This is a genomic window from Streptomyces sp. SCSIO ZS0520 (assembly GCF_025643355.1).
In the GTDB taxonomy this organism is placed as follows: Bacteria; Actinomycetota; Actinomycetes; order Streptomycetales; family Streptomycetaceae; genus Streptomyces; species Streptomyces physcomitrii.
On record NZ_CP092644.1, the window covers coordinates 616846 to 642003 of the forward strand.

General features: G+C 74.5%; 20 protein-coding genes. 6 read left to right on the forward strand and 14 right to left on the reverse strand.

The features are described from left to right. From MID12_RS02305 to MID12_RS02315, 3 genes are read right to left on the reverse strand one after another with little or no spacing between them, the layout of a single operon-like run. The gene (locus MID12_RS02305) at nucleotides 1-990 is read right to left on the reverse strand and encodes an FAD binding domain-containing protein (protein WP_040246397.1); all 990 of its coding nucleotides are present in this window, start codon (nucleotides 988-990) and stop codon (nucleotides 1-3) included. Continuing rightward, nucleotides 987-1607, reverse strand: coding sequence for a 2Fe-2S iron-sulfur cluster-binding protein (locus MID12_RS02310; RefSeq protein ID WP_263164552.1), 621 nt, complete (start codon nucleotides 1605-1607; stop codon nucleotides 987-989). The genes MID12_RS02305 and MID12_RS02310 overlap by 4 nt, the downstream gene beginning before the upstream one ends. Then, the gene (locus MID12_RS02315) at nucleotides 1604-1984 is read right to left on the reverse strand and encodes a hypothetical protein (RefSeq protein ID WP_052482055.1); all 381 of its coding nucleotides are present in this window, start codon (nucleotides 1982-1984) and stop codon (nucleotides 1604-1606) included. Before MID12_RS02315 ends, MID12_RS02310 begins: the two co-directional genes overlap by 4 nt. A gap of 243 nt (nucleotides 1985-2227) precedes the next feature. Between MID12_RS02315 and MID12_RS02320 the strand changes: the two genes are divergently transcribed. Beyond that, the gene (locus tag MID12_RS02320; protein WP_263164553.1) at nucleotides 2228-3070 is read left to right on the forward strand and encodes a DUF1206 domain-containing protein; all 843 of its coding nucleotides are present in this window, start codon (nucleotides 2228-2230) and stop codon (nucleotides 3068-3070) included. Between the two features lie 81 nt (nucleotides 3071-3151). Here the strand turns inward: MID12_RS02320 and MID12_RS02325 are convergent, their stop codons facing one another. The 8 genes from MID12_RS02325 to MID12_RS02360 form a co-directional block, all read right to left on the reverse strand. Further along, nucleotides 3152-3469, reverse strand: coding sequence for a hypothetical protein (locus MID12_RS02325; RefSeq protein ID WP_040246401.1), 318 nt, complete (start codon nucleotides 3467-3469; stop codon nucleotides 3152-3154). Nucleotides 3470-3496: 27 nt separating this feature from the next. Further along, entirely contained in the window at nucleotides 3497-3925 is a 429-nt protein-coding gene (locus MID12_RS02330) for an SRPBCC family protein (protein WP_040246402.1), read from the reverse strand. Nucleotides 3926-4092: 167 nt separating this feature from the next. Next, nucleotides 4093-5334 (reverse strand): acyltransferase family protein, encoded by a 1242-nt coding sequence (locus tag MID12_RS02335; RefSeq protein WP_040246404.1) that lies wholly within the window; start codon nucleotides 5332-5334, stop codon nucleotides 4093-4095. Continuing rightward, a complete protein-coding gene (locus MID12_RS02340; RefSeq protein ID WP_263164554.1) occupies nucleotides 5331-7682 on the reverse strand; it encodes a glycosyltransferase in 2352 nt (783 codons plus the stop codon). The genes MID12_RS02335 and MID12_RS02340 overlap by 4 nt, the downstream gene beginning before the upstream one ends. Before the next feature lie 1191 nt (nucleotides 7683-8873). After that, on the reverse strand, nucleotides 8874-10016 hold the full coding sequence (locus MID12_RS02345; protein WP_263164555.1) for an XdhC family protein: 1143 nt from the start codon (nucleotides 10014-10016) through the stop codon (nucleotides 8874-8876). A gap of 43 nt (nucleotides 10017-10059) precedes the next feature. Next, nucleotides 10060-12459 carry a xanthine dehydrogenase subunit D gene (pucD, locus tag MID12_RS02350; RefSeq protein WP_263164556.1) on the reverse strand — a complete coding sequence of 800 codons (2400 nt, stop codon included), beginning with the start codon at nucleotides 12457-12459 and terminating at the stop codon, nucleotides 10060-10062. Between the two features lie 3 nt (nucleotides 12460-12462). Beyond that, nucleotides 12463-13011 (reverse strand): (2Fe-2S)-binding protein, encoded by a 549-nt coding sequence (locus tag MID12_RS02355; RefSeq protein ID WP_040246409.1) that lies wholly within the window; start codon nucleotides 13009-13011, stop codon nucleotides 12463-12465. Beyond that, on the reverse strand, nucleotides 13011-13901 hold the full coding sequence (locus MID12_RS02360) for an FAD binding domain-containing protein (RefSeq protein WP_263172808.1): 891 nt from the start codon (nucleotides 13899-13901) through the stop codon (nucleotides 13011-13013). Before MID12_RS02360 ends, MID12_RS02355 begins: the two co-directional genes overlap by 1 nt. A gap of 256 nt (nucleotides 13902-14157) precedes the next feature. Here MID12_RS02360 and MID12_RS02365 point away from each other — a divergent pair, with 256 nt between their 5' ends. Then, entirely contained in the window at nucleotides 14158-15837 is a 1680-nt protein-coding gene (locus tag MID12_RS02365) for a PucR family transcriptional regulator (RefSeq protein WP_263164557.1), read from the forward strand. Between the two features lie 129 nt (nucleotides 15838-15966). Beyond that, nucleotides 15967-16743 (forward strand): hypothetical protein, encoded by a 777-nt coding sequence (locus MID12_RS02370; protein WP_040246412.1) that lies wholly within the window; start codon nucleotides 15967-15969, stop codon nucleotides 16741-16743. Between the two features lie 145 nt (nucleotides 16744-16888). On the opposite strand, the gene MID12_RS02375 is transcribed toward MID12_RS02370, so the two are convergent. Further along, nucleotides 16889-18955: a neutral/alkaline ceramidase gene (locus MID12_RS02375; RefSeq protein WP_263164558.1), complete on the reverse strand. Its 2067-nt coding sequence runs from the start codon at nucleotides 18953-18955 to the stop codon at nucleotides 16889-16891. A 328-nt stretch (nucleotides 18956-19283) separates the two neighbouring features. Next, complete coding sequence (locus tag MID12_RS02380; protein ID WP_263164559.1) at nucleotides 19284-20111, reverse strand: GntR family transcriptional regulator; 828 nt, start codon at nucleotides 20109-20111, stop codon at nucleotides 19284-19286. Nucleotides 20112-20329: 218 nt separating this feature from the next. Between MID12_RS02380 and MID12_RS02385 the strand changes: the two genes are divergently transcribed. Then, complete coding sequence (locus MID12_RS02385; RefSeq protein ID WP_263164561.1) at nucleotides 20330-21175, forward strand: (2Fe-2S)-binding protein; 846 nt, start codon at nucleotides 20330-20332, stop codon at nucleotides 21173-21175. 278 nt (nucleotides 21176-21453) lie between these two features. Continuing rightward, a complete protein-coding gene (locus tag MID12_RS02390) occupies nucleotides 21454-22476 on the forward strand; it encodes a DUF2637 domain-containing protein (RefSeq protein WP_263164562.1) in 1023 nt (340 codons plus the stop codon). An 86-nt stretch (nucleotides 22477-22562) separates the two neighbouring features. On the opposite strand, the gene MID12_RS02395 is transcribed toward MID12_RS02390, so the two are convergent. After that, complete coding sequence (locus MID12_RS02395) at nucleotides 22563-23051, reverse strand: ATP-binding protein (protein WP_263164564.1); 489 nt, start codon at nucleotides 23049-23051, stop codon at nucleotides 22563-22565. Nucleotides 23052-23593: 542 nt separating this feature from the next. On the opposite strand from MID12_RS02395, the gene MID12_RS02400 reads away from it, so the two are divergent. Further along, entirely contained in the window at nucleotides 23594-25105 is a 1512-nt protein-coding gene (locus MID12_RS02400; protein WP_263164565.1) for a protein phosphatase 2C domain-containing protein, read from the forward strand. Nucleotides 25106-25158 lie beyond the last annotated feature (53 nt).

Below are 25158 nucleotides of genomic sequence, written 5' to 3' on the forward strand. Positions count from 1 at the left end.
TCATCGCTCGCGGGCGGCGAGCGCGGCGAGTTCGTCCACGGCGAGGTTGCGGGCCAGGGTCACCTTGAAGCCGTTGTCGCGCAGCGGGCGCGCGGCGGCCAGTTCGGCGTCGACGGCCGCGGTGAAGGTCTCCCGGGTGGCGGGCGCGCCGAGCAGCACCTCCTCGGCGGCGTGCGCGCGCCAGGGCCGGGGCGCGAGCCCGCCGAAGGCGAGGGCGGCGTGGTGCACGACCCCGTTGCGCACCTCCAGGACGGTGGCGGTGGAGACCAGCGCGAAGGCGTACGAGGCGCGCTCGCGGGCCTTGCGGTAGTGCGAGAGCGCGGCGGGGTTCGCGGGCGGCAGCCGCACGGCGGTGATCAGTTCGCCGGGCCGGATCACGGTGTCCCGCTCGGGGCTGTCGCCCGGCAGCCGGTGGAACTCGGTGACCGGCACCGTCCGGTCGCCCTCGGGCCCGTGCAGCTGCACCGCGGCGTCCAGGGCGGCGAGCGCCACCGCCATGTCGGAGGGGTTGGTGGCCACGCAGTGCGCCGAGTGGCCGAGGACGGCCAGCTCCCGGTGGGCCCCGTCGATCGCGGGGCAACCGGAGCCCGGCAGGCGCTTGTTGCAGGGCTTGGAGGTGTCCTGGAAGTAGGGGCAGCGGGTGCGCTGGAGGAGGTTGCCCGCGGTGGTGGCCGCGTTGCGCAGCTGGCCGGAGGCGCCGGAGAGCAGGGCCTGGGAGAGCACCGGATAGCGGTCGATCACGGCCGGGTGCGCGGCCAGTTCACTGTTGCGTACCGTCGCGCCGACGGTCAGCGAGCCGTCGGGCAGCTCCTCGACCACGTCGAGCTGGAGCCCGCTGACGTCGACCAGGAACTCGGGGGTCTCCACGCCGAGCTTCATCAGGTCGACGAGGTTGGTGCCGCCCGCGAGATAGCGGGCGCCGGGGTGCCCGGCGCAGGCCCGGACGGCCTCGTCGGGGGTGGCGGCCTTGACGTAGGCGAAGGGTTTCACGCGGCGTCCTCCGGTTCCCCGACTGTCCCGAACGGCTCGGTGGCGCCCGGGAGTTCGGCGCTCCGGGCGGCGGACTCGATCGCCTCGACGATGCGCGGGTAGGCGCCGCAGCGGCAGAGGTTGCCGCTCATCCGCTCGCGGATCTCCTCCGGGCTGAGCGCTCCGGGTGCGCGGGCGGCCTCGGCGGGCGGGGTGACGTGCGAGGGGTGGCCGCGCCGCGCCTCGTCGAGCATGCCGAGCGCGGAGCAGATCTGGCCGGGTGTGCAGTAGCCGCACTGGAGGGCGTCCCGTTCGGCGAAGGCCTCCTGGAGGGGGTGCAGCCGCTCGCCGTCCGCGAGGCCCTCGACGGTGGTGACCCGGGCGCCCTGGTGCGCGACGGCCAGCGCCAGGCAGCTGTTGACCCGCACCCCGTCGAGCAGGACCGTGCAGGCGCCGCACTGGCCGTGGTCGCAGCCCTTCTTGGAGCCGGTCAGGTCCAGGTGCTCGCGGAGCACGTCGAGGAGGGTGGTGCGGTGGTCGAGGTCCAGTTCGCGGCGGACGCCGTTGACGTGGAGGACGACCCGGGAGCGGTTGCCCGGCCTGCTCTCGGTGCCCATCAGCGGGGTGGTCCGGCTCATGCGTGGCTCTCCAGTTCCAGCTGGACTTCCTTCTCCTGGTCACCGGCCGCGGTGCCGACCACGCGGACCGCGAAGGCCGAGGTCAGCGTGGAGCGCAGGCTCTCGACGGCCGCGTAGCCGCCCTGGACGGTGGCCGTCACCGCCGCGCCGAGGCGGGCCGGTGCGGGCCGCTCGTGGACCTCGGAGACGTCGAAGGTGGCCGTCCACACGGTGGTGCGCCCGTCCGCGGACTCCTGGGGCTTGTCGTCGGCCTCCCGGTCGGAGGTGTAGGCGGTGCGCAGCGCGCAGAACACGGTGTGCGCGTCGCCGCCCGCCCTGCCGCCGATCTCCACCACGACCTGGCTCGCGGGGTCGTCCGCTCGGTTCACGGGGTGCATCCTTCCCTCTGCTGCTGCTCCCTCGGGGCCGCTCGCTCCGGTCGTGGACCGGCGGGCGCCGTACCGCGCGGCCGCGCGGATCCCCCTCCAGGCTCGGGCCCGCGCGCCGAGTCTGCGACCGGAAGGAGGGCGCGCGGGCGGCGGCCGCCCGGTGGCAGGCGCCACCGGCGCACCCGGGGGGTGCGGCCGGGAGGGTGAGACCGGGCCGCGTGTCCGGGCCGGAATCGGGGGCATCCGGGAGAGATGAAGACGGCGAGAGCATCCAGCAGACGTGCCCGTTCCGAAGCGCGGAGAGCGGCGGACAGCACCGCGGTCAGGACCGGCGCCCGGGCGGGCTTCGCCGCCCGCGGCGCCCTCTACCTCCTGATCGCGGTGCTGTCCCTGCGCATCGCCTTCGCCGACGGCGGGGGCAAGCAGGCCGACCGGGGCGGCGCCCTGAAGGAACTCTCCGGCCAGCCCTTCGGCAGCGTCCTGCTGTGGACGCTGGGCATCGCCCTCGGCGGCATGGCCCTGTGGCGCTTCTCGGAGGCGGCCTTCGCCACCACCGGCACCGAGCACAAGGCACGCGGCCGGGCGCTGGCCGCCGCGCGGGGCCTGTTCTACGCCTTCGTCTGCTACTCGGTGCTGTCCTACGCGGTCGGCAGCAAGGACAGCGGCAGCGGGGAGAGCGACGACCAGTCGCAGGACGTGACCGCGCGGGCCCTGGAGTGGACGGGCGGGCAGTGGATCGTCGGCCTCGCCGGTGCGGCGGTGATCGGGGCCGGGCTGACCATCGCCGTGCGCGCGGCCCTGCGCAAGTTCCACAAGCATCTGAAGCTCTCGGAGATGTCCCGTCCCGTCCGGCGGGCCGTGGACATCACCGGGGTGGTCGGCGGTGTCGCGCGCGGTCTGCTCTTCGCGAGCGCCGGCGGCTTCGCGGTGCGGGCGGCCGTCGAGCACAAGGCGGGGCAGGCCAAGGGCATGGACGACACCCTGCGGTCCTTCGTGGAGATGCCGGCCGGGCCCTGGCTGCTCGCCCTGATCGCGGTGGGCCTCGGGGCCTTCGGCGTCTTCTCCTTCCTCAGCGCCAGGTGGCGCAAGGTCTGAGCACCCGGCGGGAACGGATCGGGGCCGCCACCCGCGAAGGGTGGCGGCCCCGATCCGCTGTGGACCGACGGTCCCGCGGGCTCAGGCGTCGTTGTCGATGCCGGTGACCGCGGTCGGCCCGAGGGGGGCCTCCTCCTCGGTGAAGCCGATGTCCGCGAGGGCGCGGGCGGCGAGTTCCTTGGCCGCGGTCTCGGCGGCGTGCGCGTTCTCCGCCTCGACCTCCAGGCGCAGGCTGAAGGTGCCGCCCTCGCGCACCGTCAGGATGTCCAGGTCCTCCTCGGCGCCCAGCTCGGTGCGCTGCGGGTCCCTCGGGCGCAGGCCCCTGAGCAGTTCGGCGCGCGCGGGGCCGGTCAGCTCTTTGAGGAACGTACCGGGCACGGTGATGACGAATGTGGTCACAGCAACTCCTCGGCATCGGTGGTGCGTTCAGGGCCGGGCGGCGGCCGTCTCGGCGAGGTTGCGGAACTCGCTGAGGTCGTGGTGGGCGAGGACCGAGTCGAGATGGGTCAGCGCGCCCAGGTGCTCCACGAAGCCGTGCGGGTCGTAGTCGATCTGCAGGCTGATGCGGGTGGCGGTGTCGCTCAGCCGCAGGAAGGTGACCACCCCGGCGTGGTGGACGCCTTCGGTCGTCCGCCAGGCGATGCGCTCGTGCGGCAGGACCTCGGTCAGCTCCGCGACGAAGTTCTTGTCCGCGCCCGGCAGCGAGAGCTGCCAGGCGAAGCGCCGGGCGTCCAGGGGTTCCACCAGGCGGACGTGGCTGAGGAACTTCGGCCACTGGGTGACGTCACTCCACAGTGCCCAGCTGACCTCGACAGGTGCCTCGATGTCCACGGTTTCGGCAAGCGATGACGACACGTTCTCTCCTGACAACTCGACGGTCCCCACCGGCTACCCCGCCTCGGGCCGGCTATCCCCGCCGCATACGCCGATGGTCCGCGTACCAGCAGGTACGCGGACCATCGGCCGGGCCGCGCGCCCTCACGGGCGCCTTGGCGCCCCCTCGCCAGGGGCAACCGGCAGTGCTACCGCACGAGTTCCGGGTAGAAGTCGCGCTTGCCGCCGGACTTGTCGCGCAGCTTGGCGAGCATGCTGCACGGGTACTCGATGACCCAGTAGCTGACGACGGCCGCGGCGAAGGCGCAGACGACGACGATCAGGGCGCCGAGCGGGTAGAGGTTCTGCGAGCCGGGCAGCAGGCCCGAGTCGTTCATCCACAGCATCACGGGCTCGTGCCACATGAAGAGGCTGTAGCTGACCAGGCCCGCGTAGCCGAGGAAGCGCACCCGCAGCAGGGCGTGCCAGCGGATGGTGGCGGCCGTGTGCACGACGCTGTACATCAGCACGGTCCACATCAGGCTGGTGAGCGGGTGGTAGAAGGTGAAGGTCAGGTTCTCCGGCTTGGAGACGAAGGACAGCCAGTACGCCCCGCCGAGCGCGAGCACCGACAGCAGGATCGAGGTACGGCCGCGCAGCAGCCCCCGGTTGCCGAGCGCCACCATGATCACGGCGAGCGCCATGCCCGCGGCGAAGCCGCCGAACCGGGCCTGCGGACCGAAGTAGACCGGCCAGTCGGTGTGCGGGATCTCCAGGACCCAGTGCGCGTACGAGATCCAGGCCACCGGTGCCGCGAAGAGCAGCACGCAGGCGCCCAGGCAGAAGGCGATCCGGGTGGCGCGGGCGCGCAGGTGCTTGCAGGCGCGTACCGCGAGCGGCCCGGCGATGACCAGGAACAGGTAGAACACGACCTCCAGCGACAGGGACCAGGCCGGGCCCAGGGTGAAGAAGATCTGCTCCCGGTCGAAGACATGCGTGAACGTGAGGTGTTCGAGCAGGTCGAGCCAGTTGCCGGGCAGGCTGGAGTTGCGGGTCGACCAGACGAAGAGGACCGCGAGGAAGTACAGCGGCACGATCCTGATCACGCGGCGGAAGAGGAAGTCCCCCGCGGGGCGGGTGGAGCCGCCGTCGATCGCCGCCCGCGCGTAGGCGATGGTCAGCAGGTAGCCGGAGGTCACGAAGAAGAAGTCGATGACCTCCAGGGAGATCAGCGAGCCGATGTACTTGTTCTCGATCGGCGGGTGGGAACCGCTCGCGTCGTAGCGGTAGTAGAGCTGCCAGACGTGGAAGACCACGGTGCTGAGGGCCGCGATGCCGCGGAAGCCCTGGATCTCGTCGGCCTTGCCGCGCGGGCCGGGGGCCTTCGGACCGGAGTCCGCCTTGGCCCGGGGCGGTGCCGCGCCGGTGGCCGTGCTGGTGGCGGTCGTCACGCCCGCTCACCCGCCTTCGCGGCGGCCGCGCGCGGGGTGACCCGCCACTGCCGCTCGCCGAGCGCCTCCTTCAGGGCCGCGTGCCGGGCCAGGATGTTCTTGAAGTGGGTGTAGAAGACCGTGGTCAGCAGCATGTAGGTCCAGAACCACCGGCGGCGGCGCTTGAGTTCGGGTATCGCGAGCCGCCAGGCGAAGGCCGCCTGGATGACGCCCGCGGAGAGCGTGAACATCATGGCGAGCAGGCAGATGGGCACCGCCCAGTCCAGGTCGGCGGGGCCGCCCTCCTTCCAGACGGCGTAGCCGAGCACCGGCAGCATCTGGAGGGTCAGCCAGGGCTGCAGTTCGCGCCAGCCGAGCAGGACGAGCAGGCCGAGCTTCTGCCGCCGGGTGAAGACCGGGGAACGCAGCGCCTGCCACAGGTGCTTGAGGGAGACCTGGAGCCAGCCCTGGGCCCAGCGGGAGCGCTGGTTCCACAGCGATGTGAGGTTGGTGGGCGCCAGTTCGCGCGAGACCAGGGTGCGGTCCACGGTGAAGCGGGTGCCCTCCTTGAGGGCGCGCATGGTGGAGTCGATGTCCTCGGTGAGCATCGAGCCGTGCATCCGGGTGCGGGCCAGGGCGTCGGTGCGCCAGAAGCCGTTGGAGCCGCCGAAGACGCCGAAGTCGTACAGGCGGGTGCGGCCGGGGTGGCTGACCGCGTAGATGGCCTCGAACTCGACGGCCACCATCTGGGCCACCCAGGAGCTGTCGCCGTTGCGGATCACGCAGTGGCCCTGGACCACCTCGTAGCCGTTGGAGAGCCAGTGCCAGGCGCGCCGGAAGGAGTCCGGTGCCGGGTGGTGGTCCGCGTCGAAGATGCCGACGAACTCACCGCGCACCCGGGTGACGGCCGCGTTGACGTTCTGCGCCTTGGAGGTGCTGCCCTGCACCTCCATCAGGACGAGCCGCGGGTCGCGGCGGGCCATCTCGCGCAGGGTGTCCTCGACCGGCAGCGGGTGCGGGGTGTTGTAGGCGAGGACCACCTCCAGGTGGTTGGGGTAGTCCAGGGCCAGGAAGGACTCGACGGTGTCGACGATGGTCGCGGCCTCGTTCGGGAGGTACGCGGCTATCACGGCGCTGGCGGGCGGATAGGGCTGGCCCGGCTTGCTGGGCCGCGGCGGCGCGTCCAGCGAGAACAGGCACTCCACGATGATCAGCAGCGCGGAGACGATGAGACCGGCGACCACCACCCAGTACATGGCGGAGCCGAGGTCGAAGCCGAGCCGGTAGGTCTGGGTGTAGACGAGGAAGGGCAGGCCGACCCCGACCAGGAGGACGACCAGCGGGGAGAGCGCGTTCAGCAGGGCGCGCACGCCGCGTATCCCGGAGTGCCTGCGGTGCCGGGGCCCGCGCATCGAGGGGACGTACATCACGGGCCGCAGATCGCGGTGGCTGAGCGCCTCCGCGGTGGCGTCGAGCGCCTGCTCCACGGCGAGTTCGGGGTCCTCGGGGGCGGCGGTCAGCGGCTGCCAGCCGATGGCGGGCGTCAGGCGGACGTTCTCGTCGGCCACCACGAAGCGGGTGCCGGCGGCGGCGCTGGCGAACTGCTGGAGGCCGCGGCGCGCGCTCTCCTCGTCGACGCCGGGCATCAGGATCAGCAGATGGCCCGACTCGTCCCAGCCGAAGCGGTCCCAGGCGCTGCCGATCTTCTCGGCGACCCCGGCGAGGCGTTCGGCGACCTCGCGCCGCACGCGCGGGCCGAGCCGCGACTCCAGGGCGGCCATCTCGGCGACGGCGACCACGGCCACGATGCCGCCCTTGCGGCCGGAGGCGGGCCTGCCCAGCTCCTTGCTCAGCTCGTCCAGGAAGTGCGAGCGCGAGTAGAGGCCGGTGCGCGGGTCGAGCAGCAGGCTCTCCACGGGCACCGGCACCCGGTGCCGCTTGGCCTCGATACGGGCCGCGAGTTCGAAGGGGTCGGCGGACTCGGGCAGGCAGTCGTCGGCGCCGTGCTGGAGGACGTCGACGACCTCGGAGGGCGCCGGGTCCTTGCTGAGCACGAGCAGCGGCAGGGCGCGTCCCGCGGGGGCGGCGCGCACCTCCCGTACGACCTCGATGCCCTGCTGCCGCGCGCCGAGCGCCACGATGGCGTCGGGCGGGGCCTGCTGCAACTGCGGTCCTATCTGGCCCGGTACGGCCTGGCGGACCTCGTGCCCGGTGGAGACGAGGCCCTGGACCACGCGCTCCATGCGCGGGCCGGGGAAGCCGACGGCGAGCACGCTGCCCGCCTGGGAGCCGCCGTCCCGCCGGGGGCGGGGTGCCGGGGGTGCGGCGGGAGCGGCCGTCTGGGGACCGGACTGGTGCGAAGTGAGCACCTGGATTCCTTCCGTACGTCGGTCGCCGAAGTCCGTCAGGCCCGGAGAGTGCGCTCTCCTTCACCGCGCTCACCGGCATGTGGGGGTTGCCGGGAGGAACAGAGTGCGGGGCCGCTCGGCTGTGGGGGTACCGGGCGTGCTCCCGCGGGCGGGAGGCACCGGATGCTCCGGCGCTGCCGGGCTTCGGCCGGGTTTGCGGGGTCCGTCGAGGTGCGCGAGGGCCGGGCGAGCGGGCCGCATCCGGGGTCGGGGGGTGCGGCGGGGCCGTCGTCGACAGCGGCGACGGGGCGGGCTCACCGAGTGGGTCGGGGTCGGTGGCCCGGGCGCCCGGCTGGGTGCCTCAGCGCGTGGTACGGGGTCTGCTTCTTCGCCCGTCCCTCGGGGTGCGGCAGGAGGGGCAGTGGTGGGGGGCTGCGCTGCCCGGGGCCGCGGCGCGGGCGAGGAACCCGCGGACGGCACGGAGCACCGGGCCGCCGGAGAGCCGCAGTTGCGCGGCGCGCGCGGCCGAGCGGTCGCGGCAGCAGGCCTTGCGGGGTGCTGCCGCGGTCGGATGCGCGCAGGCCGCGGTCCGCGGCGGGGTCTGGGCGACAGTGCCCGGCCCGCCGGGTCGTGGGCCCGCGTGCACGAGGTGCGGGGACCGGCGCTTCACCGCACGCCTCAACTCACCGAGGCGTGAAACGACAGGCCCCCGGAGGGCGCGTGCGCGCTCCAGTGGATTCTGCATCTGAGTGGTCCCATCCTGTTCGGATTGTGGGGGGAGGACCGTCTGGTTGTGGTGTCTCGGTCACCACACCCGGTGGTGACGGGCAGCAACGTTAGCCTCACTCGCCACTGTGACACCACACCCACATCGGCGTAACACGTTCATTACGCGTGGGCGGCCTCTGTGTCGGCCATTCGAAATGCGTTTATTTTCAAGGCGTTTGCCCCTTTCATCCTGCGGGTGTGTGCCATCACACATACTCCGGCGCGGTGTCCGCCTTTCTCCTTTTCTCTCCGTCGAAAACGGCCCGGATCACCCGGCACGGCGTGCAGAAACGTTCCCGAGTAGGACGGGGAAAACGGGGTCCGGTTCCCGGCCTCGAAATATGGACACAGAATCCACGCTTTCTCGCCGCGCCCCGCACACGCGTACTCCCGGTTTATCGCGCAACTATTGCCCGGCGGCAAGGAGTCGGGGGAGAACCGTGCTCAGCCGGTGAGGACGCTGCCCGCGCCGGGCACCTCGCGGTGGATCGGCGTGTGCGCCCCGGTGAGCGGCCGGCCGCTGCCGCCGTGCCGGGCCGCCACGATCTCCGCGACGATGGAGAGCGCGGTCTCCTCCGGGGTGCGCGCCCCCAGGTCGAGCCCGATCGGCGAGCGCAGCGGGGCGAGTTCGGCCTCGCTCAGCCCCGCCTCGCGCAGCCGGCCGAGCCGGTCGAGGTGGGTGCGGCGCGAGCCCATGGCGCCGACGTAGGCGAGCGGCCTGCGCAGGGCGAGGGCGAGCAGCGGGACGTCGAACTTGGCGTCGTGGCTGAGCACGCAGACCGCGGTGCGCGCGTCCGTGGTCGTGCGGGCGAGATAGGAGTCGGGCCACTCGACGACGACCTCGTCCGCCTCCGGGAAGCGGGCGGGCGTGGCGAAGACCGGCCGCGCGTCGCAGACGGTGACCCGCATGCCGAGGAACTTCCCGGCCCGTACCAGCGCCGCCGCGAAGTCGATGGCGCCGAAGACAAGGAGCCGGGGCGGCGGCGTGGAGGACTCCACGAAGAGCGTCACCGGCTCCCCGCAGCGCTCCCCCTCGGCGCCGGTGAGGACGGTGGCGGTGCGGCCCGCGTCGAGCAGGGCGCGGGTCTCGGCGAGGGCGCCGCGCGCGAACGCCTCCCCGCCGCCGAGGCTCCCGAGCACCTCGCCGCCGGGGCGCAGCAGCAGGGCCCGGCCGAGGAGTTCGGGCGGCCCCGAGGTGACCTGGGCGAGCGCCGCGCTGGTCCCGGCGGCCCCGGCCTCGTAGGCGGCGGCGAACACCTCGCGCTGCGCGGGGTCGGCGGGCGGCGGCGCCACGAAGACGTCGAGTTCGCCGCCGCAGCTCAGCCCCGCGGCGAAGGCGTCCTCGGCCGCGTAGCCGAAGGTCGTCAGGACCGGCACCCCGGTGTCGAGGACCTCGCGGCACAGTTCGTAGACGCTCGCCTCGACGCAGCCGCCGGAGACCGAGCCGAGCGCGGTGCCCGCCGCGTCGACGGCGAGCGCGGCACCCGGGCCGCGCGGGGCGCTGCCGCGCACCGCGACCACCGTGGCCACCGCGAACTCGCGCTTCTCGGCGGTCCAGCGGGCAAGGTCCGCGGCGATGTCGAGCATCTGCTTCTCCCGTCGGTACGAGGGCCGGGTACCCGAGTCTGGGTCAGCCGGAGCCGGTGAGGTGCTCGGGACGCACCGGTGTCCGGGTGAGGGCGAGACCGGTGGCGGCGCGTACCGCGGCGAGCACGGCGGGGGTGGCCGAGAGGGTGGGTGCCTCGCCCGCGCCGCGCAGCCCGTAGGGGGCGTGCGGATCGGCGAGTTCGAGGACGTCGACGGGCAGCTCGGGGGTGTCGAGGATGGTGGGGATCAGGTAGTCGGTGAAGGAGGGGTTGCGCACCCGGGCGGTGGCCGGGTCGACGAGGATCTCCTCCATCAGCGCCATGCCGAGGCCCTGCACGGTGCCGCCCTGGATCTGCCCGACCACGGCCTGCGGGTTCATCGCCTTGCCGACGTCCTGGGCGCAGGCCAGCTCCACCACCCGTACCAGGCCGAGTTCGGTGTCCACGTCGACGACCGCCCGGTGCGCGGCGAAGGAGTACTGCACATGGCCGTCGCCCTGGCCCGAGTGCCGGTCGAAGGGGCGGGTGGGCCGGTGGCGCCACTCCACCTCCTGCTCCACGGCCTCCGCGCCGAGGATGTCCGCCACCGCGGCGAGCACCTCGCCCTCGGCGGTGACCACCTTGCCGCCGTCCAGGGCGAGGCCGGGCGCGGACCAGGCGGGGTGCCGGTCGCCGAAGCGCCGCCGCCCGCGGGCGAGGACCTCCGCGCGGACCTGGACGCAGGCCTCGCGGACCGCTCCCCCGGTGACGTAGGTCTGGCGGGAGGCCGAGGTGGACCCGGCGGAGCCGATGGCGGTGTCGGCGGGGCGCAGGGACACCCGCTGGACGCCGAGTTCGGTGCGGGCGATCTGGGTGTGCACGGTGACGCCGCCCTGGCCGACCTCGGCCATCGCGGTGTGCACGGTGGCCACCGGTTCGCCGCCGAGCACCTCCAGGCGGACCCGGGCGGTGGAGTAGTCGTCGAAGCCCTCGGAGAAGCCGACGTTCTTGATGCCGACCGCGTAGCCCACCCCGCGCACCACGCCCTCGCCGTGGGTGGTGTTGGACAGGCCGCCGGGCAGCAGCCGGATGTCGGGGCCGTCCGCGCCCTCGGACCGCCAGGGCTCGGCGGGCGGCAGCGGGCGCGCCTTGACCCGGCGCAGGAGTTCGGCGACCGGGGCGGGCGAGTCCACCCGCTGCCCCGTGGGCATGACGGTGCCCTGCTCCATGGCGTTGATCCGGCGGAACTCCACCGGGTCCAGGCCGAGTTCGGCGGCCACCTTGTCCATCTGCGCCTCGTAGGCGAAGCAGGCCTGCACCGCGCCGAAGCCGCGCATCGCCCCGCAGGGCGGGTTGTTGGTGTAGAGCGCGAGCGCTTCGAGGGCGACGTCCTCGACGGCGTACGGGCCGAGCGCGAGGGAGGCGGCGTTGCCGACCACGGCCGCCGAGGTGGAGGCGTAGGCGCCGCCGTCCAGGACGATCCGGCAGCGGACGTGGGTGAGGCGGCCGTCGCGGGTGGCGCCGTGCTCGTAGTGCAGCCGGGCCGGGTGGCGGTGCACATGGCCGAAGAAGGACTCGAAGCGGTCGTAGACCATCTTCACCGGGCGCCCGGTGCGCAGCGCGAGCAGGCAGGCGTGGATCTGCATGGACAGGTCCTCGCGCCCGCCGAAGGCGCCGCCGACCCCGGCGAGCGTCATCCGCACCCGCTCCTCGGGCAGTCCGAGCACCGGCGCGATCTGCCGCAGGTCGGAGTGGAGCCACTGGGTGGCGACGTACAGGTCGACGCCGCCGTCCTCGTCCGGCACCGCGAGCCCCGACTCGGGGCCGAGGAAGGCCTGGTCCTGCATCCCGAACTCGTAGTCGCCGCGCACGATCACATCGGCGCGGGCGGCCGCCGCCTCCGCGTCGCCGCGCAGCACGGGCTGCCGGTGCAGGATGTTCGGGTGCGGTACGTGGGGGGCGTGCGGGTCCTCCCGGTCGGGGTGCAGGACCGGGGCGCCGGGGGCGGTGGCGCTCGACTCGTCGGTGACGACGGGGAGTTCGCGGTACTCCACCCGGATCAGGGCGGCCGCGCGGCGGGCGATCTCCGGGTGGTCGGCGGCGACCAGGGCCACCGGCTCGCCGTGGTGGCGGACCCGGTCGCGGGCGAGCACCGGGGTGTCCTGGATCTCCAGTCCGTAGTGGCGGACCGGGGCGGGCAGGTCCTCGTAGGTGAGCACGGCGTGCACCCCGGACAGGGCGAGCGCCTCGGTGGTGTCCAGGGAGACGATCTCGGCGTGCGCGAGCGGGGCGCGCAGCAGGCGGCCCCAGAGCATGTCCTCGTGCCACATGTCGGAGGAGTAGGCGAACTCCCCGGTGACCTTCAGGGTGCCGTCGGGGCGCGGCGCGGATTCGCCGATGCCGCCGGGGGTGCCGGTGGGCCGCAGCCAGGTGGTGTCGGTGGTCTTCGTCGCCCGGGTCGCCATGGTTCAGCCCGCCTCGCTCTGCCGGGCGGCCGCCAGGCGCACCGCGTCCAGGATCTTCTCGTAGCCGGTGCAGCGGCAGAGGTTGCCGGAGAGCGCCTCGCGGATGTCGGCGTCGCTGGGGCTCGGCTCGCGCTCCAGGAGTTCGTCGGCGGCGACCAGGAGCCCGGGGGTGCAGAAGCCGCACTGCACGGCCCCGGCGTCCAGGAAGGCCTGCTGCACGGGGGCGAGCGGGGCCGCCGAGTCCGCCGGGCGGGCCCGCCAGCGGGCGGCCTCCTCGGCACCGGTGGGCGCGCCGGGGGTGCCCGCGTGCCGGGCGGCGAGGCCCTCGACGGTGAGCACCTCGCGGCCCTCGGCCTGGCCCGCGGCGACCAGGCAGGCGCAGACCGGGATGCCGTCCAGGCGGACCGTGCAGGAGCCGCACTCCCCCTGTTCGCAGGCGTTCTTGGCGCCGGGCAGGCCGAGCCGCTCGCGCAGCAGGAAGAGCAGGCTCTCGCCCTCCCAGACGTCGTCCGCCTCCTGGCGGCGTCCGTTGACCACAAGGTTCACTCGCATCAGGCTGCTCCCTCGGTGCTGCGGGCGCGCTCGCCGTAGGACGTCCAGGTCCAGTGCAGGGTGCGGCGGGCGAGGACCGCGATGGCGTGGCGGCGGTAGTCGGCGGTGCCGCGTACGTCGTCGATGGGGCGGCAGGCCTCGGCGCACAGCTGCGCGAAGCGGGCCGCCGCGGACGGGGGCGGCGGCCGTCCGGTCTCCCAGCAGCGGTGCTCGTCCAGGACGGCGGTCAGGAAGTCCTCGGCGGCCTCGGCCCGCACCGGGGTGGGCGCCGCCGAGCCGATGCCGGTGCGGACGGTCCTGCGGTCGGGGTGCAGGGCGAGCGAGAAGGCGCAGACCGCGATCACCATGGCGTTGCGGGTGCCGACCTTGGCGAACTGCTGCGGCCCGCTGGCCCGGTCGACGCGTACCGCGCGGATGAGTTCGTCGGGGGCGAGGGCGTTGCGCTTGACCCCGGTGTAGAAGTCGTCGATCGGGATGCGGCGGCGGCCGCGCACCGACTCCGCCTCCACCTCGGCGCCCGCCGCGAGCAGCGCCGGGTGCGCGTCACCGGCGGGCGAGGCGGTGCCGAGGTTGCCGCCGACGCTGCCGCGGTTGCGGATCTGCGGGGAGGCGACGGTGTGCGCGGCGAGGGCGAGCGCGGGCAGCTCGTCCCGCAGCTCTTCGATCAGGGTGGTGTACGGCACCGAGGCGCCGATCCGCACCTGCGCCCCGTCCCGCTCGTGGGTGCCCAGCTCGGCGACCCGGCCGAGGTCGAGCAGGTGCGCGGGCCGCAGGTGGTCGAAGTTGAGCTGGACCATCACATCGGTGCCGCCCGCGAGGGGGACCGCCTCGGGGTGCGCGGCCTTGGCGGCCAGCGCCTCGGACCAGCTCGTGGGACGCAGGAACTCCATCAGCCGCTCGCTTCCTGGGGTGTCCGCCGCGGGCGGCGGACCGCTGCCCGGTCCCTCGGATGTGTGCACACGAGGTCCCTCCAGTACACCGCGGTGTACTCCGCCGGGGTCAGTCACCGAAGCCCCGAAGGAGTTGGCTGGCCAGCGGCGGCATCTTGTAGATTCGTATGAACGACGCGTCGGCCCCGCCCGCGGCACCGGCACGCGGGCTCCCCCTCCTGCCGGCGAGACCTCGACACGGATCGGCGGCACCTGCATGCGGCTGCGCACTCTGCTCGACACCGACGCGCTCGGACTGCGGCTGCTCGGCGGCGGCGCCGAGCTGGAGCGCACGGTCCGCGGGGTCATGACGACCGACCTGCGCGACCCCAGCCGCTACCTCTCCGGCGGCGAGCTGGTCCTCACCGGCCTCGCCTGGTGGCGGACGCCCGCCGACTCCGAGCCCTTCGTGCGCATCCTCACCGCCGCGAAGGTGGCCGCCCTCGCCGTCGGCGAGGCCGAACTCGGCGACATCCCCGAGGACCTGGTGCAGGCCTGCGCCCGGCACGGGCTGCCGCTCTTCGCGGTGCACGAGTCGGTGGCCTTCGCGACCGTCACCGAGCACGTCGTACGGCAGGTCTCCGGCGAGCGGGCCGGGGACCTGGCCGCCGTGGTGGACCGGCACCGGCGCCTGATGAGCCCGGGCCCCGCGGGCGGCGGCCCCCAGGTCGTCCTCGACCTGCTCGGCTCCGACCTGGACCTGCGGGCCTGGGTGCTCTCCCCCGCGGGCCGGCTGCTCGCGGGCTCAGGACCCGGCGGGCCCGCCCTGGACGCCGGCACCTGCGCCCGGCTGGCCACCGCGCACCTGGCGGCCACCCGCGCCGGGTCCCGGCCGCCGCACCGGGTCACCGTGGACGGCACCGCCTACGCGCTCTTCCCGGTGCGCGGCAGCGACGCGGCGGGGCGGGACATACGCGAGAGCGTGCTCTCCGACTGGCTGCTCGCGGTGGAGGCGGAGACCGCGGACTGGCCCGCCGAGCGCCTGGACCTGCTGCACGGGGTCACCCAGCTGATCGCCGTGGAGCGCGACCGCAGGGACGCCGCCCGCACGGTGCGCCGCCGCCTCGCGCAGGAGGTCCTCGAACTGGTCCAGTCCGGCGCCCCGCCCGCCGAGACGGCCGCCCGGCTGCGGGTCGCCGCGCCCGTGCTGCTGCCGGGGGTCGGGGCGGCGCCGCACTGGCAGGTGGTGGTGGCCCGTATCGACTGGCAGGCGGCCGGGGAGCAGGGCGCGGGCGAGGAGGGCGCGCACGGGGCCGCCGCGCAGGCGCTCCTGGAGGAGATGCTGCTGGACGCGCCCTCGGCGACGGCGGAGCGGGCCGACCGGATCGCGGTGGCGCACACCGGTGGCGAGGCCGTCGCCCTGGTCCCGCTGCCCGGCCGCGGCGGCGAGGACGCGGACGCGGCCCTCCAGGCGGAGCCGCTGCTCGCCGCGGTCCGCGAACCGCTGGCGGCCGGGCTCGCCGAGGACGGGCGCCTGACGATGGGCGTGAGCGCCGCCGTGCACTCCGCGGAGGGGCTGCGCGGCGCCCTGGAGGAGGCGCGGCACGCCCGCCGGGTGGCCGCCGCCCGCCCGGGCCGGGTCACCGCCGCCGGGCACCAGGAGCTGGCCTCGCACGTCCTGCTGCTGCCTTTCGTCCCCGACGACGTGCGGCGCGCCTTCACCGCCCGGCTGCTCGACCCGCTGCGGAGCTACGACCGCCGCCACCGCGCGGAGCTGATCCCCACCCTGGAGGCCTTCCTGGACTGCGACGGCTCCTGGACGCGGTGTGCGGCCCGGCTGCATCTGCACGTCAACACGCTGCGCTACCGGGTGGGCCGGATCGAGCAGTTGACCGGCCGGGACCTGTCCCGCCTGGAGGACAAGCTGGACTTCTTCCTCGCGCTGCGCATGAGTTGATTCCCGCCGTCCACCGGACCCGGCCGCATACTTTGTGAATTCTTTCACCCAGCCTCTTGGCCCCGGCCGCTCTTCCGTGCTGAGATGCCGCCACGACTCAATGACGAGGCACGCGTTCGGGAGGGCAACGTGGCGGACACCGCCGTGTCTGGCGAGGGAACGACCGCAAGCGACGATCCACTCCAGACCGCGGTATGGCGGCTGCGTTCCCGCGCCTGCTGGACGGACGCCGCGGCCCTGCTCGAACCCTCGGCGGCCCGGCGGGCGGACGCCGCCCTGCACCGCGCCGCGCTGCTCGTCGAGCGCTGCCTGTACACCCGGCAGGGCTGGGGCGAGGCCGAGGACGCGCTCCGCTTCGCCGAGGCCGCCGCGCGCAGCGACGAGGAGCGCGGCGCTGCCGCCTGCGAGCGCGGCCATCTCGCCTACGCGGCCACGCTGATGGGGGTGCGCGACCGCGCCGACGAGGCGCGCGCCGCGCTCGGCAGGGCCGCGGCGCTGCTCGCCCCCGGCTCCCCCGGCCGGGCGCTGCTCGACTTCCGCCGGGGCCTGGTCGCCGAGAACCTCGCCGACTCCCGGCAGTCCGCGCGCGCCGCCTACCGCCGCGCCCACGCGGCCGCCGGTGCCCGCGGCGACGCGCTGCTGCTCTCCTTCACCTGGCGCCACCTCGCCGGAATCGCCCTGCACGAGGGCGAGTTGGCGGAGGCCCGGCACGGCTTCGCGGAGTCCCTGCGGATACGCGAGGAGCTCGGCTACCTGATCGGCGCGGCGCCGGCCCTCGCCGCCCTCGCCGGGGTCGAGCCGGAGCCGGAGGCCAGCAGGCTGCGCGCCGAGGCCGGGCGGCTGCTGCGGCTGCTCGGCGGGGTGCCGGTGTGGCTCGCCGGGGAACTGGCGCAGCCCGCCGCCTGAAGGCCCGCCTGAGCGCCCACCGGGCGGCCTCCGGGTGCCCGCGGGCAGCGAAGTGCTCCGGTACCGTCCCGTACGGGGGGCCGGGACGGTACCGGAGCGGGCGGGGCCGCGGGGGCGGCGCGGCCCCGGGTCAGGGGCGGGCGGCTCAGCGCACCTGGAAGAGGGCCGAGGTCCCGGTGAAGGACTCGATCGTCCCGGCCAGCGGCTTCGCCTCGCCGTGGTAGCGCACCCGGTAGCGGCCCGCGGGGGTGCCCTCCGGGATGTCCCAGGTGACCGTGATCTTCGAGGCGGCGACCCCGTCCCGCTGCCAGCGGAACTTGGTGGACCAGTCCCCGTCGTCGGCGACGGTGCGCCAGTCGCCGCCCTCCAGTCGCTGCACCTCCAGGTAACTCCCGCCGCGGTGCAGGTCGTTGCCCGGATGCGCACCGGCGAAGACCACCTCCACCTGCTCGCCCGCGGTGTAGTTCTCGCGCGGCTGGACGTGCACGTCGCCGAAGTGCTTGAGCAGCGGCGGCGCGTCCAGGACCACGCCCGGCTGGAGCACCAGCTGCTTGCCCGAGAGGTCGGGTGAACCGGGGCCCGGCGGCAGCTCCTTCCCCTCGTGCAGGGCGGTGGCGAGCTGGGCGGCGGTCTGGGTCAGCGCGGCCAGCTGCCAGCGCCCGAAGAGGGTGCTGCCGCCCTCGTACTGCTGGGAGTCGTACTCCTCGGGCGTGGTGACGTAGTGGAAGTAGGAGTTGGTGTACCCGGCGACCAGGACGTCGTCGAGGTCGGCGCCGACGATCGCGGCGACGGCGGTGCGCAGCCGGTACCCGGCGCCGATGGTGACCTCGCCGGGGATGCCGATCAGGTAGAGGCCGCCGATGCGCACCAGCTGGACCGGGACCTGCTCCTGCACCCAGGGGTAGATCTTGTTGACCTCGCCCACCGGTACGAAGATGTCCTTGGGCGCCTGCGCCTGCTTCAGCTCGGGCGAGGCGGTGTAGATCAGGGAGTCGGAGACCGCGTCCCAGAAGGGGTTCTCGCCCTCCTCGAAGCCGGGGAAGGCGGGGCCGTCCTCCAGGCTCCCGGCGGCCATCGAGGCGCCGATACAGGGCAGCGAGGTCCGGTGGGCGCGGCCGTCGCCGGTGAACTCCGGGGCCACCTCGACGTCGGAGAGGTTGATATAGACCAGCCGGGCGTCGACCGCGCCGCTGAGCCTGCGGCCCTGCGCCAACTGGCCCGCGGCGGCCTCGTACTGGCGCAGTCCGCTCTGCCGGGTGTGCGCGAAGTCCTCGGGTGTGGTGGGCGGTCGGAGATCGGTGTTGGGCGACATGTCGCCGCTGTTGGTCTGGGCGAAGGCGGCCACGAAGGAGGGGTCGGCGTCGGCGAGGTAGTCGACCTCCTCCACCTCGCGCTCCCAGTGGTAGGCGGCGTAGCCCTTGTTGTCGGCGCTGATGAGGCGGTTGTCGCCGGACATGCTGGTGCCGTGCACCGGGAACCAGTTGACGGCGCCGACGGTGCGGCCCTCGCGGGCGAGGCGCAGCAGCGAGGAGTGCGTGTCGACCGCGTCCGGGAAGTGGGCCTTGATGTCGTCCTTGTTGAGGTCGAAGGCCACCCGCGACCTGTTGGCGCTGACGCCCTTCAACTCCGCGTGGCTGAGGAAGAGTTCACCGGGGGCGAGATCGGCGTGGGCGCGCTCGGCGGACTCCAGGATGCCGTCGGTGACCGCCGTGAAGGTCTTCTGGTGGAAGCCGAAGGTGGTGGCGTTGTAGAGGAAGTGGTGCGAGTAGCCGCCGGGGCCCGCGTGGGTGTGGGTGCCGGAGAGCATCACGTTCTGCTGGGTGTACAGCTCGCCGAAGCGCTCGCGCAGCCCGCGCAGTACGGCCTGGTGCACGCTCTCGAAGATCATCGGCGAGTCGACCACGCAGAGCAGGACCCGCTTGCCGGTGGACCGGTCCACCACCACGAAGGAGCGGGCGCGCAGCCGGGTGTGCAGCCCCTCGGCCTGCTGGTCGGCGCGGCCGTAGCCCATCATCCCGACCTCGGCCACCTCCCCGGTGGCGTCCGCGACGCCCCGGCCGATCAGATAGCCCTCCTCCGCCGCCGCGGCCCGGGGCGCCGCGCTCGCCGGCTGCGCGGCGGCATACCCGCCGGCGGCGGCCCCGATCCCGGCGACCGCCCCGGCCTTGAGGACCGTACGCCTGCTGCGCCCCTGCCCTGCCTGTGGGTCCATGTGTCTCTCCTGTCGGACGTGGGGGGGGTGACGGCACATCAACTTCACGTGGAAACAAGGGAGTTGCCGTAGAATCGGCCGCCTGCCGACACGTGCGGCGGGCGGCCGGGGACACAGGGCTCCCCCCTCGTACCGGTGAGCGGCGCTGACCGCACCGGCAACATGAACAACGCTCAGGTCCGGGTATTCGTACTCCTCGCCGGGAGCTCCCGCAAGACCCTGCGCGGTACGGAATTCGCGCCGGTCACAGAGGTGCACGTCAGGGCTACCGGCGAGTTCTACTCACGCGTAGGCGGGGCGGGGCAACGGGCGCCCCGGGAAGGCGGGTTCAGTCCCGCGAGCCCGCGAAGTGCTCGCGCACCAGCGACTGCACCACGGACAGGTCGCGGGCCATCAGGGCGTCGAGGAGCGCGGTGTGCTCGGCGGCGTCCGCGAGCAGGTCGGCGCGGCCGCGCGGCGTGGAGCCGCCCGCGAGGGGCCACTGGGAGCGCCGGTGCAAGTCCTCGGCCACCTGCACCAGTTGCTGGTTGCCGGAGAGCGCGAGCACGGCGCGGTGGAAGGCGCGGTCGCACTCGGCGTAGCCCGCGAAGTCCCCCTGGGCGGCGGCCCGTACGGTCGCCTCCGCCTTGGGGCGCAGCGCGCTCCAGCCCTCGGGGGGAACCGTCCGCGCGAGGTCCAGCATGACCGGCACCTCGATCAGGGCGCGCACCTCGGCGAGTTCGGTCAACTCCCGGGGGCTGCGCCGCAGTACCCGGAATCCGCGGTTGGGCATCACCTCGACCGCCCCCTCGGCGGCGAGCTGCTGCATGGCCTCGCGCACCGGCGTGGCCGAGACCCCGAAGCGCTCCGCGAGGGCGGGCGCCGAGTACACCTCGCCCGCGAGGAGTTCACCCTCCACGAGCGCGATACGGAGTCCGGCGAGCACCTGTCCGCGCACCGAGGAGCGGGTGACGACCGGGCGCGGCGGCTCCCCGCCGGGGCGGCCGGGAGCCGGGGGCCGGAAGGCGTGAGCGGCGGTCCTGGCGGCCGGGGTGCGGCCGTCCTCGGGGCCCGGCTGGGCCGGGACCTGGCCGGTGCCCGCCGGGGGGACGCCGGGCGGCGCCGGGGCGGCGCCGGGTGCGGGCAGGCCGGGGGCACCGCGTGCCGCCTTCTCCATCCGGTCCTCCTCGACGGCTCGGCCCTGCTCGGCGGCGCGACCTCGCGCGACGGCGTCCGTTTCGTACCGTTCCGCGAACTCGGGCGGGCGGCCGTTCCTCCGCGGATCCCGCTCTCGCCGTGCAGCACGATAGGCGGCGCGGACCCGAAGGTCACACCCCCTCAGCTCGGGGTAAGGTAAGCCTTACCTGTCAACGATCACGTCTGGGACGGACCTTCATGGCCGCATCGGTGCCCCCCGCCCGCCCCTCCGCAGTCGCGGATTCCTACGCCCGGCTGAACGAGGCCTTCTCCTGGCTGCGCGTCTCCGAACTGGCCGAGGGGGAGAAGGCGCCGAGCGGCGAGGGCTGGACCGGCATCGGCGAACTCACCGCGGGCGGCGCCGCCCTGGACGCCTACCTCCGCTGGGACGAGGAGCAGGTGCTGCGCGACTACGGCGAGCGGGGCCGCCCCGATGTGATCGCCGGTTTCGGCCTGCACCGCTATGCCTACAGCGGCTGCCTGCTGCTCACCCTGCCCTGGTTCCTGCGGCGCCGGGTCCCGCACCTCTCGGTGGCGGACGTCACCTTCCACCGCGAGGAGGGACGGCTCGCGGTGCGCACCGGCGCCTTCAGCTGCCTGCCCGCGGATCCGGCGGCCGCCCTGCCCGGCGCCCGGGTGGTCGCCGACGAGGCGGCCCTGCGCGAGGCCCTCCTCGGCGCCCTCACCGCGCACCTGAGGCCGCTGCTCGACCGCTTCGGACCCCGGATGCGGCGGCGCGGCCGGGCCCTGTGGGGCATGGCCACCGACGACATCACCGAGGGGCTGTGGGCCGCGGGCCGCGCGCTCGGCGAGGAGGACCGGGCCACCCGCGAGCTGTCCCGGCTGCTGCCCGGCGGGACGCTGCCCTACACGGGCGCCGCGGGCTTCCGCGAGCTGCCCGGGCACGACGGGGCCCGCCTGCTGACCAGGGACCGGATCTCCTGCTGCTTCTCCTACACACTGGGCCCCGGCGACACCTGCGACACCTGCCCGCGCACCTGCGACGCGGACCGCCTCGCCCGCCGGCTCGCCACCGCCGTCTGAGCGCCGGACGGCCGGAAAGCACCCCGCCCGCGCGGAAGCGGAATCCGGCCGCGAGGGGCCGCGGTGGCGAAACGGTACGCCGCCGCGCGCGTGCTCACGGCGCCACCCGGCCGTGTAGTCTTGATCGAACTCAACTCCCCTTTTCCGTGCGGGAGTTCGAGTCACCCCCCGTTGCTCCCACCCCATTTGGCGTGTTCTTGGCCGAAAGCGCTCGGCGGCGGCAGCAGATGGGCCACGATGACGCCCGAAACGTCCTACTGCCTGCGAGGGACCCCCGAATGACTCTGAACGACATGGCGCTGTACTGGGTGCTGCCAGGGGCTGCCCTGCTCGGCATCGCCACAGCCGCCACCGTGCTGGTACGGGGCAGGCGCCCCGCCAAGGAGTCCGGCACGGAGGACTCCTGGCAGCGCAGCGAGGAGCGTCGGCGCCGCAAGGAGGTGCTGTACGGCAGCGCCTCGTACGTCCTGCTCTTCTGCTGTGCCGCGGTGGCCGCCGCGCTCTCCTTCCACGGCCTGGTCGGCTTCGGGCGGCAGAACCTGAACCTGTCCGGCGGCTGGGAGTACCTGGTGCCCTTCGGGCTCGACGGCGCCGCCATGTTCTGCTCGGTGCTCGCGGTGCGCGAGGCCAGCCACGGTGACGCGGCCCTCGGCTCCCGCCTCCTCGTGTGGACCTTCGCGGGCGCCGCCGCCTGGTTCAACTGGGTGCACGCCCCGCGCGGCGTGGAGCACGCGGGCGCCCCGGAGTTCTTCGCCGGGATGTCCCTGTCGGCCGCCGTCCTCTTCGACCGCGCCCTCAAGCAGACCCGCCGCGCCGCCCTCCGCGAGAAGGGCCTGGTGCCGCGCCCGCTCCCGCAGATCCGCATCGTGCGCTGGCTGCGCGCGCCCCGCGAGACCTACGCCGCCTGGTCGCTGATGCTCCTCGAAGGGGTGCGCACCCTGGACGAGGCCGTGGACGAGGTCCGCGAGGACCGCAAGATCAAGGGCCAGGAGCGGGTCCAGCGCAAGGACCAGGAGAAGCTCCAGCGCGCCCGCCTCAAGGCCCTCGGCCGCTACGGCAAGGGCGGCTTCGGCAAAGGAGGCCGCCAGGTCGAGCTCCCGCCGGTGGCCGCCACCGCGCCGGAGAGCACCGCACCGGCCGCCGCCCCCGAACTCCCGGTCCGTGCCCGGGCCTCGCTCGCCGCGGTCTCCGGCGGCGGCAAGCCGGTCGTCGACCTCACCGCGGAGGACGACACAATGACCCTCCCGCGACTCGACTCGCTGGAGCGCAAGCTGAAGGACCTTGAGCAGCAGTTCGGCTGAGCGCCCACCGCTCCCCCGTCACGCCGCGTCGGCACCCTCGCCGACGCGGCGTCGTCGTGTCCGGTGCCGGGTCGGGGGGGGTGTCTTCAGCCCTCCTCGCCGAGTTCGAACCAGACGGTCTTGCCTCCGGCCGCGCGGTCCACGCCCCAGGCCCCGGCGAGCATCTCCACCAGTTGCAGGCCCCGGCCGCCCGTCGCGCCCTCGGGGCGCGGGCCCCGCGGCCGCGGTCGGTGGCCCGCGAAGTCCCGTACCTCCACGCGGAGTTGATCCGGCCCGAGGAGTACGGTCAGCACCGCCTCGCCCTCGGTGTGCAGCAGGGCGTTGGTGACCAGCTCGCAGGTGAGCAGTTCTGCCGTGTCCGCGACGGCGGGCCGCCCCCAGCCGGAGACGAGCGCCCTGACCTCCCGGCGCACGGCGGGCACGGCGCGCAGCTCCGCGCGTCCGATTCTTCGGGTGAGTGCCGTACGGCCGGTGCGCAGCGCCGTGCCCGTGGCGCGCACCGCCTGACCCCCGCCGCTCTGATGTCCGGCCGAGCCGGTCCCTCGTATCTGCCTCGTCATGACCCCCGCCTGCATGCCGCTGCCGATCCTTCCTGCTCGAACATCTACACGCAGTGCTTTTCCCTCCCGCGCCCTCCGCCACTCCTGTTGAGCCCCTCCGACTCCTGGAGTTACCCGGGAGTTCACCTCTGGTGAGGGGCCACCGAGCGCACTTCCCGCACAGAAACTCCAGGAAACCTCCCCCGAGGTTCCGGACAACCTTCCTGCTGTCATGTTTTCGCAGGTCAATCGCCCTGGTGCGGGACAACGGAGCCGATGTGCCGCCGCGCGCTGTCCACCATGCGGTCACCGGCTCGTTTGGAGCTGGCCGGAAACGGCAGACTAGAAAGGATGCACGGGGCAGCGGTCCCCTCGGATTCCGGTTCTCACCGACGGCTTTCCGGGTGTGCTGCCCCGCTCCGGCCGTGCCGGGCCGGAGCGCGCAGTCGACCGCCGGGCAGCACTGCCGTGGGGGGTGGAGCGGCCCGGCGGTCTTGTGTCTCTCCCATGGGAGGCCTCACGGAAGGCGATTTCGCCGATGGGCGGATAGACGCGAGCCGTGCGGTGAGAATGGGTGCATGAAGCAGGGGGACGGGAACGCGGGCCACGACGACTGGTGGCGCGACTTGTACGACGAGAGCGCCGAGGACACCGGCGAGGCCTCGTCCGGGGACACGCTCGACGACCGTTTCGCCTCGGCGGCGGGCACACTGCGCCCCGGCCGGACGCCCGGACCGGACTCGGCCCCGGGCACCGGCGACGAACCGGCCGAGCCCCCTGCCGGAAGCACCTGGGACCGCCCTCCGGAGGAGGAGAGCGGATCCCGGGCCCCCGTGCCCGGGCCCCGCGCCGACCCCGACGAAGCGCTCCTGGAACCCGACACGGAACTCCTGCTGCCCGGACCGGGCGCGCCGCCGGCCGACCCGCGCGAGGCATCGGCCGCCCCGTCCGTCCCCGGCGGCCCGCCCCGCACCGCGACCGGCCCCTCCGCCCCGGCGGCAGCCGCGCCCGCCCGCCGACCGCCCCGGCCCCGGGCCCCGTGGGAGCCGCCCGCGGCCCAGCCCTCGCAGCCGCGCACCTTCGCCTCCCGCCCGGCCGCCGCGCCTCAGGAAACGGCGGACGCCCCGGCCCCCGCCGCCGGGCCACCGCCGCGCGTGCGGTACGTGGGCGAGGACCCGCCCGGCTACGAGGCCGAGCCGACCGCGCTCCCGGCGGCCGACCCGGAGGCGTTGGAAGAACTCGTCGCGGACACCGTCCTGGACGGGGCGCGGTACGGCTCCTGCACCCTGCGGGCCGTCTCGGTGCGCGGCGACGCGGCGCGCCACCTGGGCGAGCCGCGGCGGGACAGCCTGCTCACCGCCCGCTTCGGCGAGGGGGAGGACGCCCTCGTCCTCCTCGCGACGGCCACCGGGGCACGCGGCGCGGCCGGTGGCCACCGGGCCGCGGCCGAGGCCTGCGCCTGGCTGGGCGAGGCCGTCGGGCGCAGCCACGCCCGGCTCGCCGAGGACATCCGCGCCGGGCGCCGCGCCGACCTCAAGTCCGGGCTGCAGCGCCTGACCGACCGCAGCCTCGGCAAGCTGCGGGCCCGGGCCCACCAGCAGGGCGCGGACCCGGCGGGGTACACCGCCGTGCTGCGCTGCCTGCTGCTGCCCGCCGATCCGCGCTGCCGCAGCCGGGTCTTCTTCGGGGTGGGCGACGGCGGGCTCCTGCGGCTGCGCGAGGGGCGGTGGGAGGACATCGAGCCGAGCACCGCCGGGGAGACGGCGGATGCCGGGCCGGGGACCGGGAGCGGGCCCGACACCCTGCGCCTGGGCGTGACCGCACCGCCGAGCCCCTATGTGCCCGCCCGCGAGCGCGCCCGCGATCCCTTCCGCTTCCAGGTCTCGGTCGGCCGCCCGGGTGATGTCCTGCTGCTGTGCGGGCCCGGCCTTGCCGCGCCCCTGCGGGGCGAGCCCGCCCTCCTCGCGCACCTGGCCGACCGCTGGCGGGGCCAGGACCCGCCCGGGCTCGCCGATTTCCTGGCGGACACCCAGGTGGGGGTCAGGGGCTACGCGGACGACCGGACGGCCGCCGCGGTGTGGGAGGCGTGAGGGGGCGAGGTGTGCATTGATGGACGGGCGGCGGCCGGTCCATCGGGCGCCGC

Coding starts and splice junctions, on each gene's coding strand:
- MID12_RS02310 (WP_263164552.1), bottom strand. CDS start 1,607: ATGAGCCGGACCACCCCGCTGATGGGCACCGAGAGCAGGCCGGGCAAC.
- MID12_RS02315 (WP_052482055.1), bottom strand. CDS start 1,984: ATGCACCCCGTGAACCGAGCGGACGACCCCGCGAGCCAGGTCGTGGTG.
- MID12_RS02320 (WP_263164553.1), top strand. CDS start 2,228: ATGAAGACGGCGAGAGCATCCAGCAGACGTGCCCGTTCCGAAGCGCGG.
- MID12_RS02345 (WP_263164555.1), bottom strand. CDS start 10,016: ATGCTCGACATCGCCGCGGACCTTGCCCGCTGGACCGCCGAGAAGCGC.
- pucD (WP_263164556.1), bottom strand. CDS start 12,459: ATGGCGACCCGGGCGACGAAGACCACCGACACCACCTGGCTGCGGCCC.
- MID12_RS02355 (WP_040246409.1), bottom strand. CDS start 13,011: ATGCGAGTGAACCTTGTGGTCAACGGACGCCGCCAGGAGGCGGACGAC.
- MID12_RS02360 (WP_263172808.1), bottom strand. CDS start 13,901: ATGGAGTTCCTGCGTCCCACGAGCTGGTCCGAGGCGCTGGCCGCCAAG.
- MID12_RS02365 (WP_263164557.1), top strand. CDS start 14,158: ATGCGGCTGCGCACTCTGCTCGACACCGACGCGCTCGGACTGCGGCTG.
- MID12_RS02375 (WP_263164558.1), bottom strand. CDS start 18,955: ATGGACCCACAGGCAGGGCAGGGGCGCAGCAGGCGTACGGTCCTCAAG.
- MID12_RS02380 (WP_263164559.1), bottom strand. CDS start 20,111: ATGGAGAAGGCGGCACGCGGTGCCCCCGGCCTGCCCGCACCCGGCGCC.
- MID12_RS02385 (WP_263164561.1), top strand. CDS start 20,330: ATGGCCGCATCGGTGCCCCCCGCCCGCCCCTCCGCAGTCGCGGATTCC.
- MID12_RS02390 (WP_263164562.1), top strand. CDS start 21,454: ATGACTCTGAACGACATGGCGCTGTACTGGGTGCTGCCAGGGGCTGCC.
- MID12_RS02395 (WP_263164564.1), bottom strand. CDS start 23,051: ATGCAGGCGGGGGTCATGACGAGGCAGATACGAGGGACCGGCTCGGCC.
- MID12_RS02400 (WP_263164565.1), top strand. CDS start 23,594: ATGAAGCAGGGGGACGGGAACGCGGGCCACGACGACTGGTGGCGCGAC.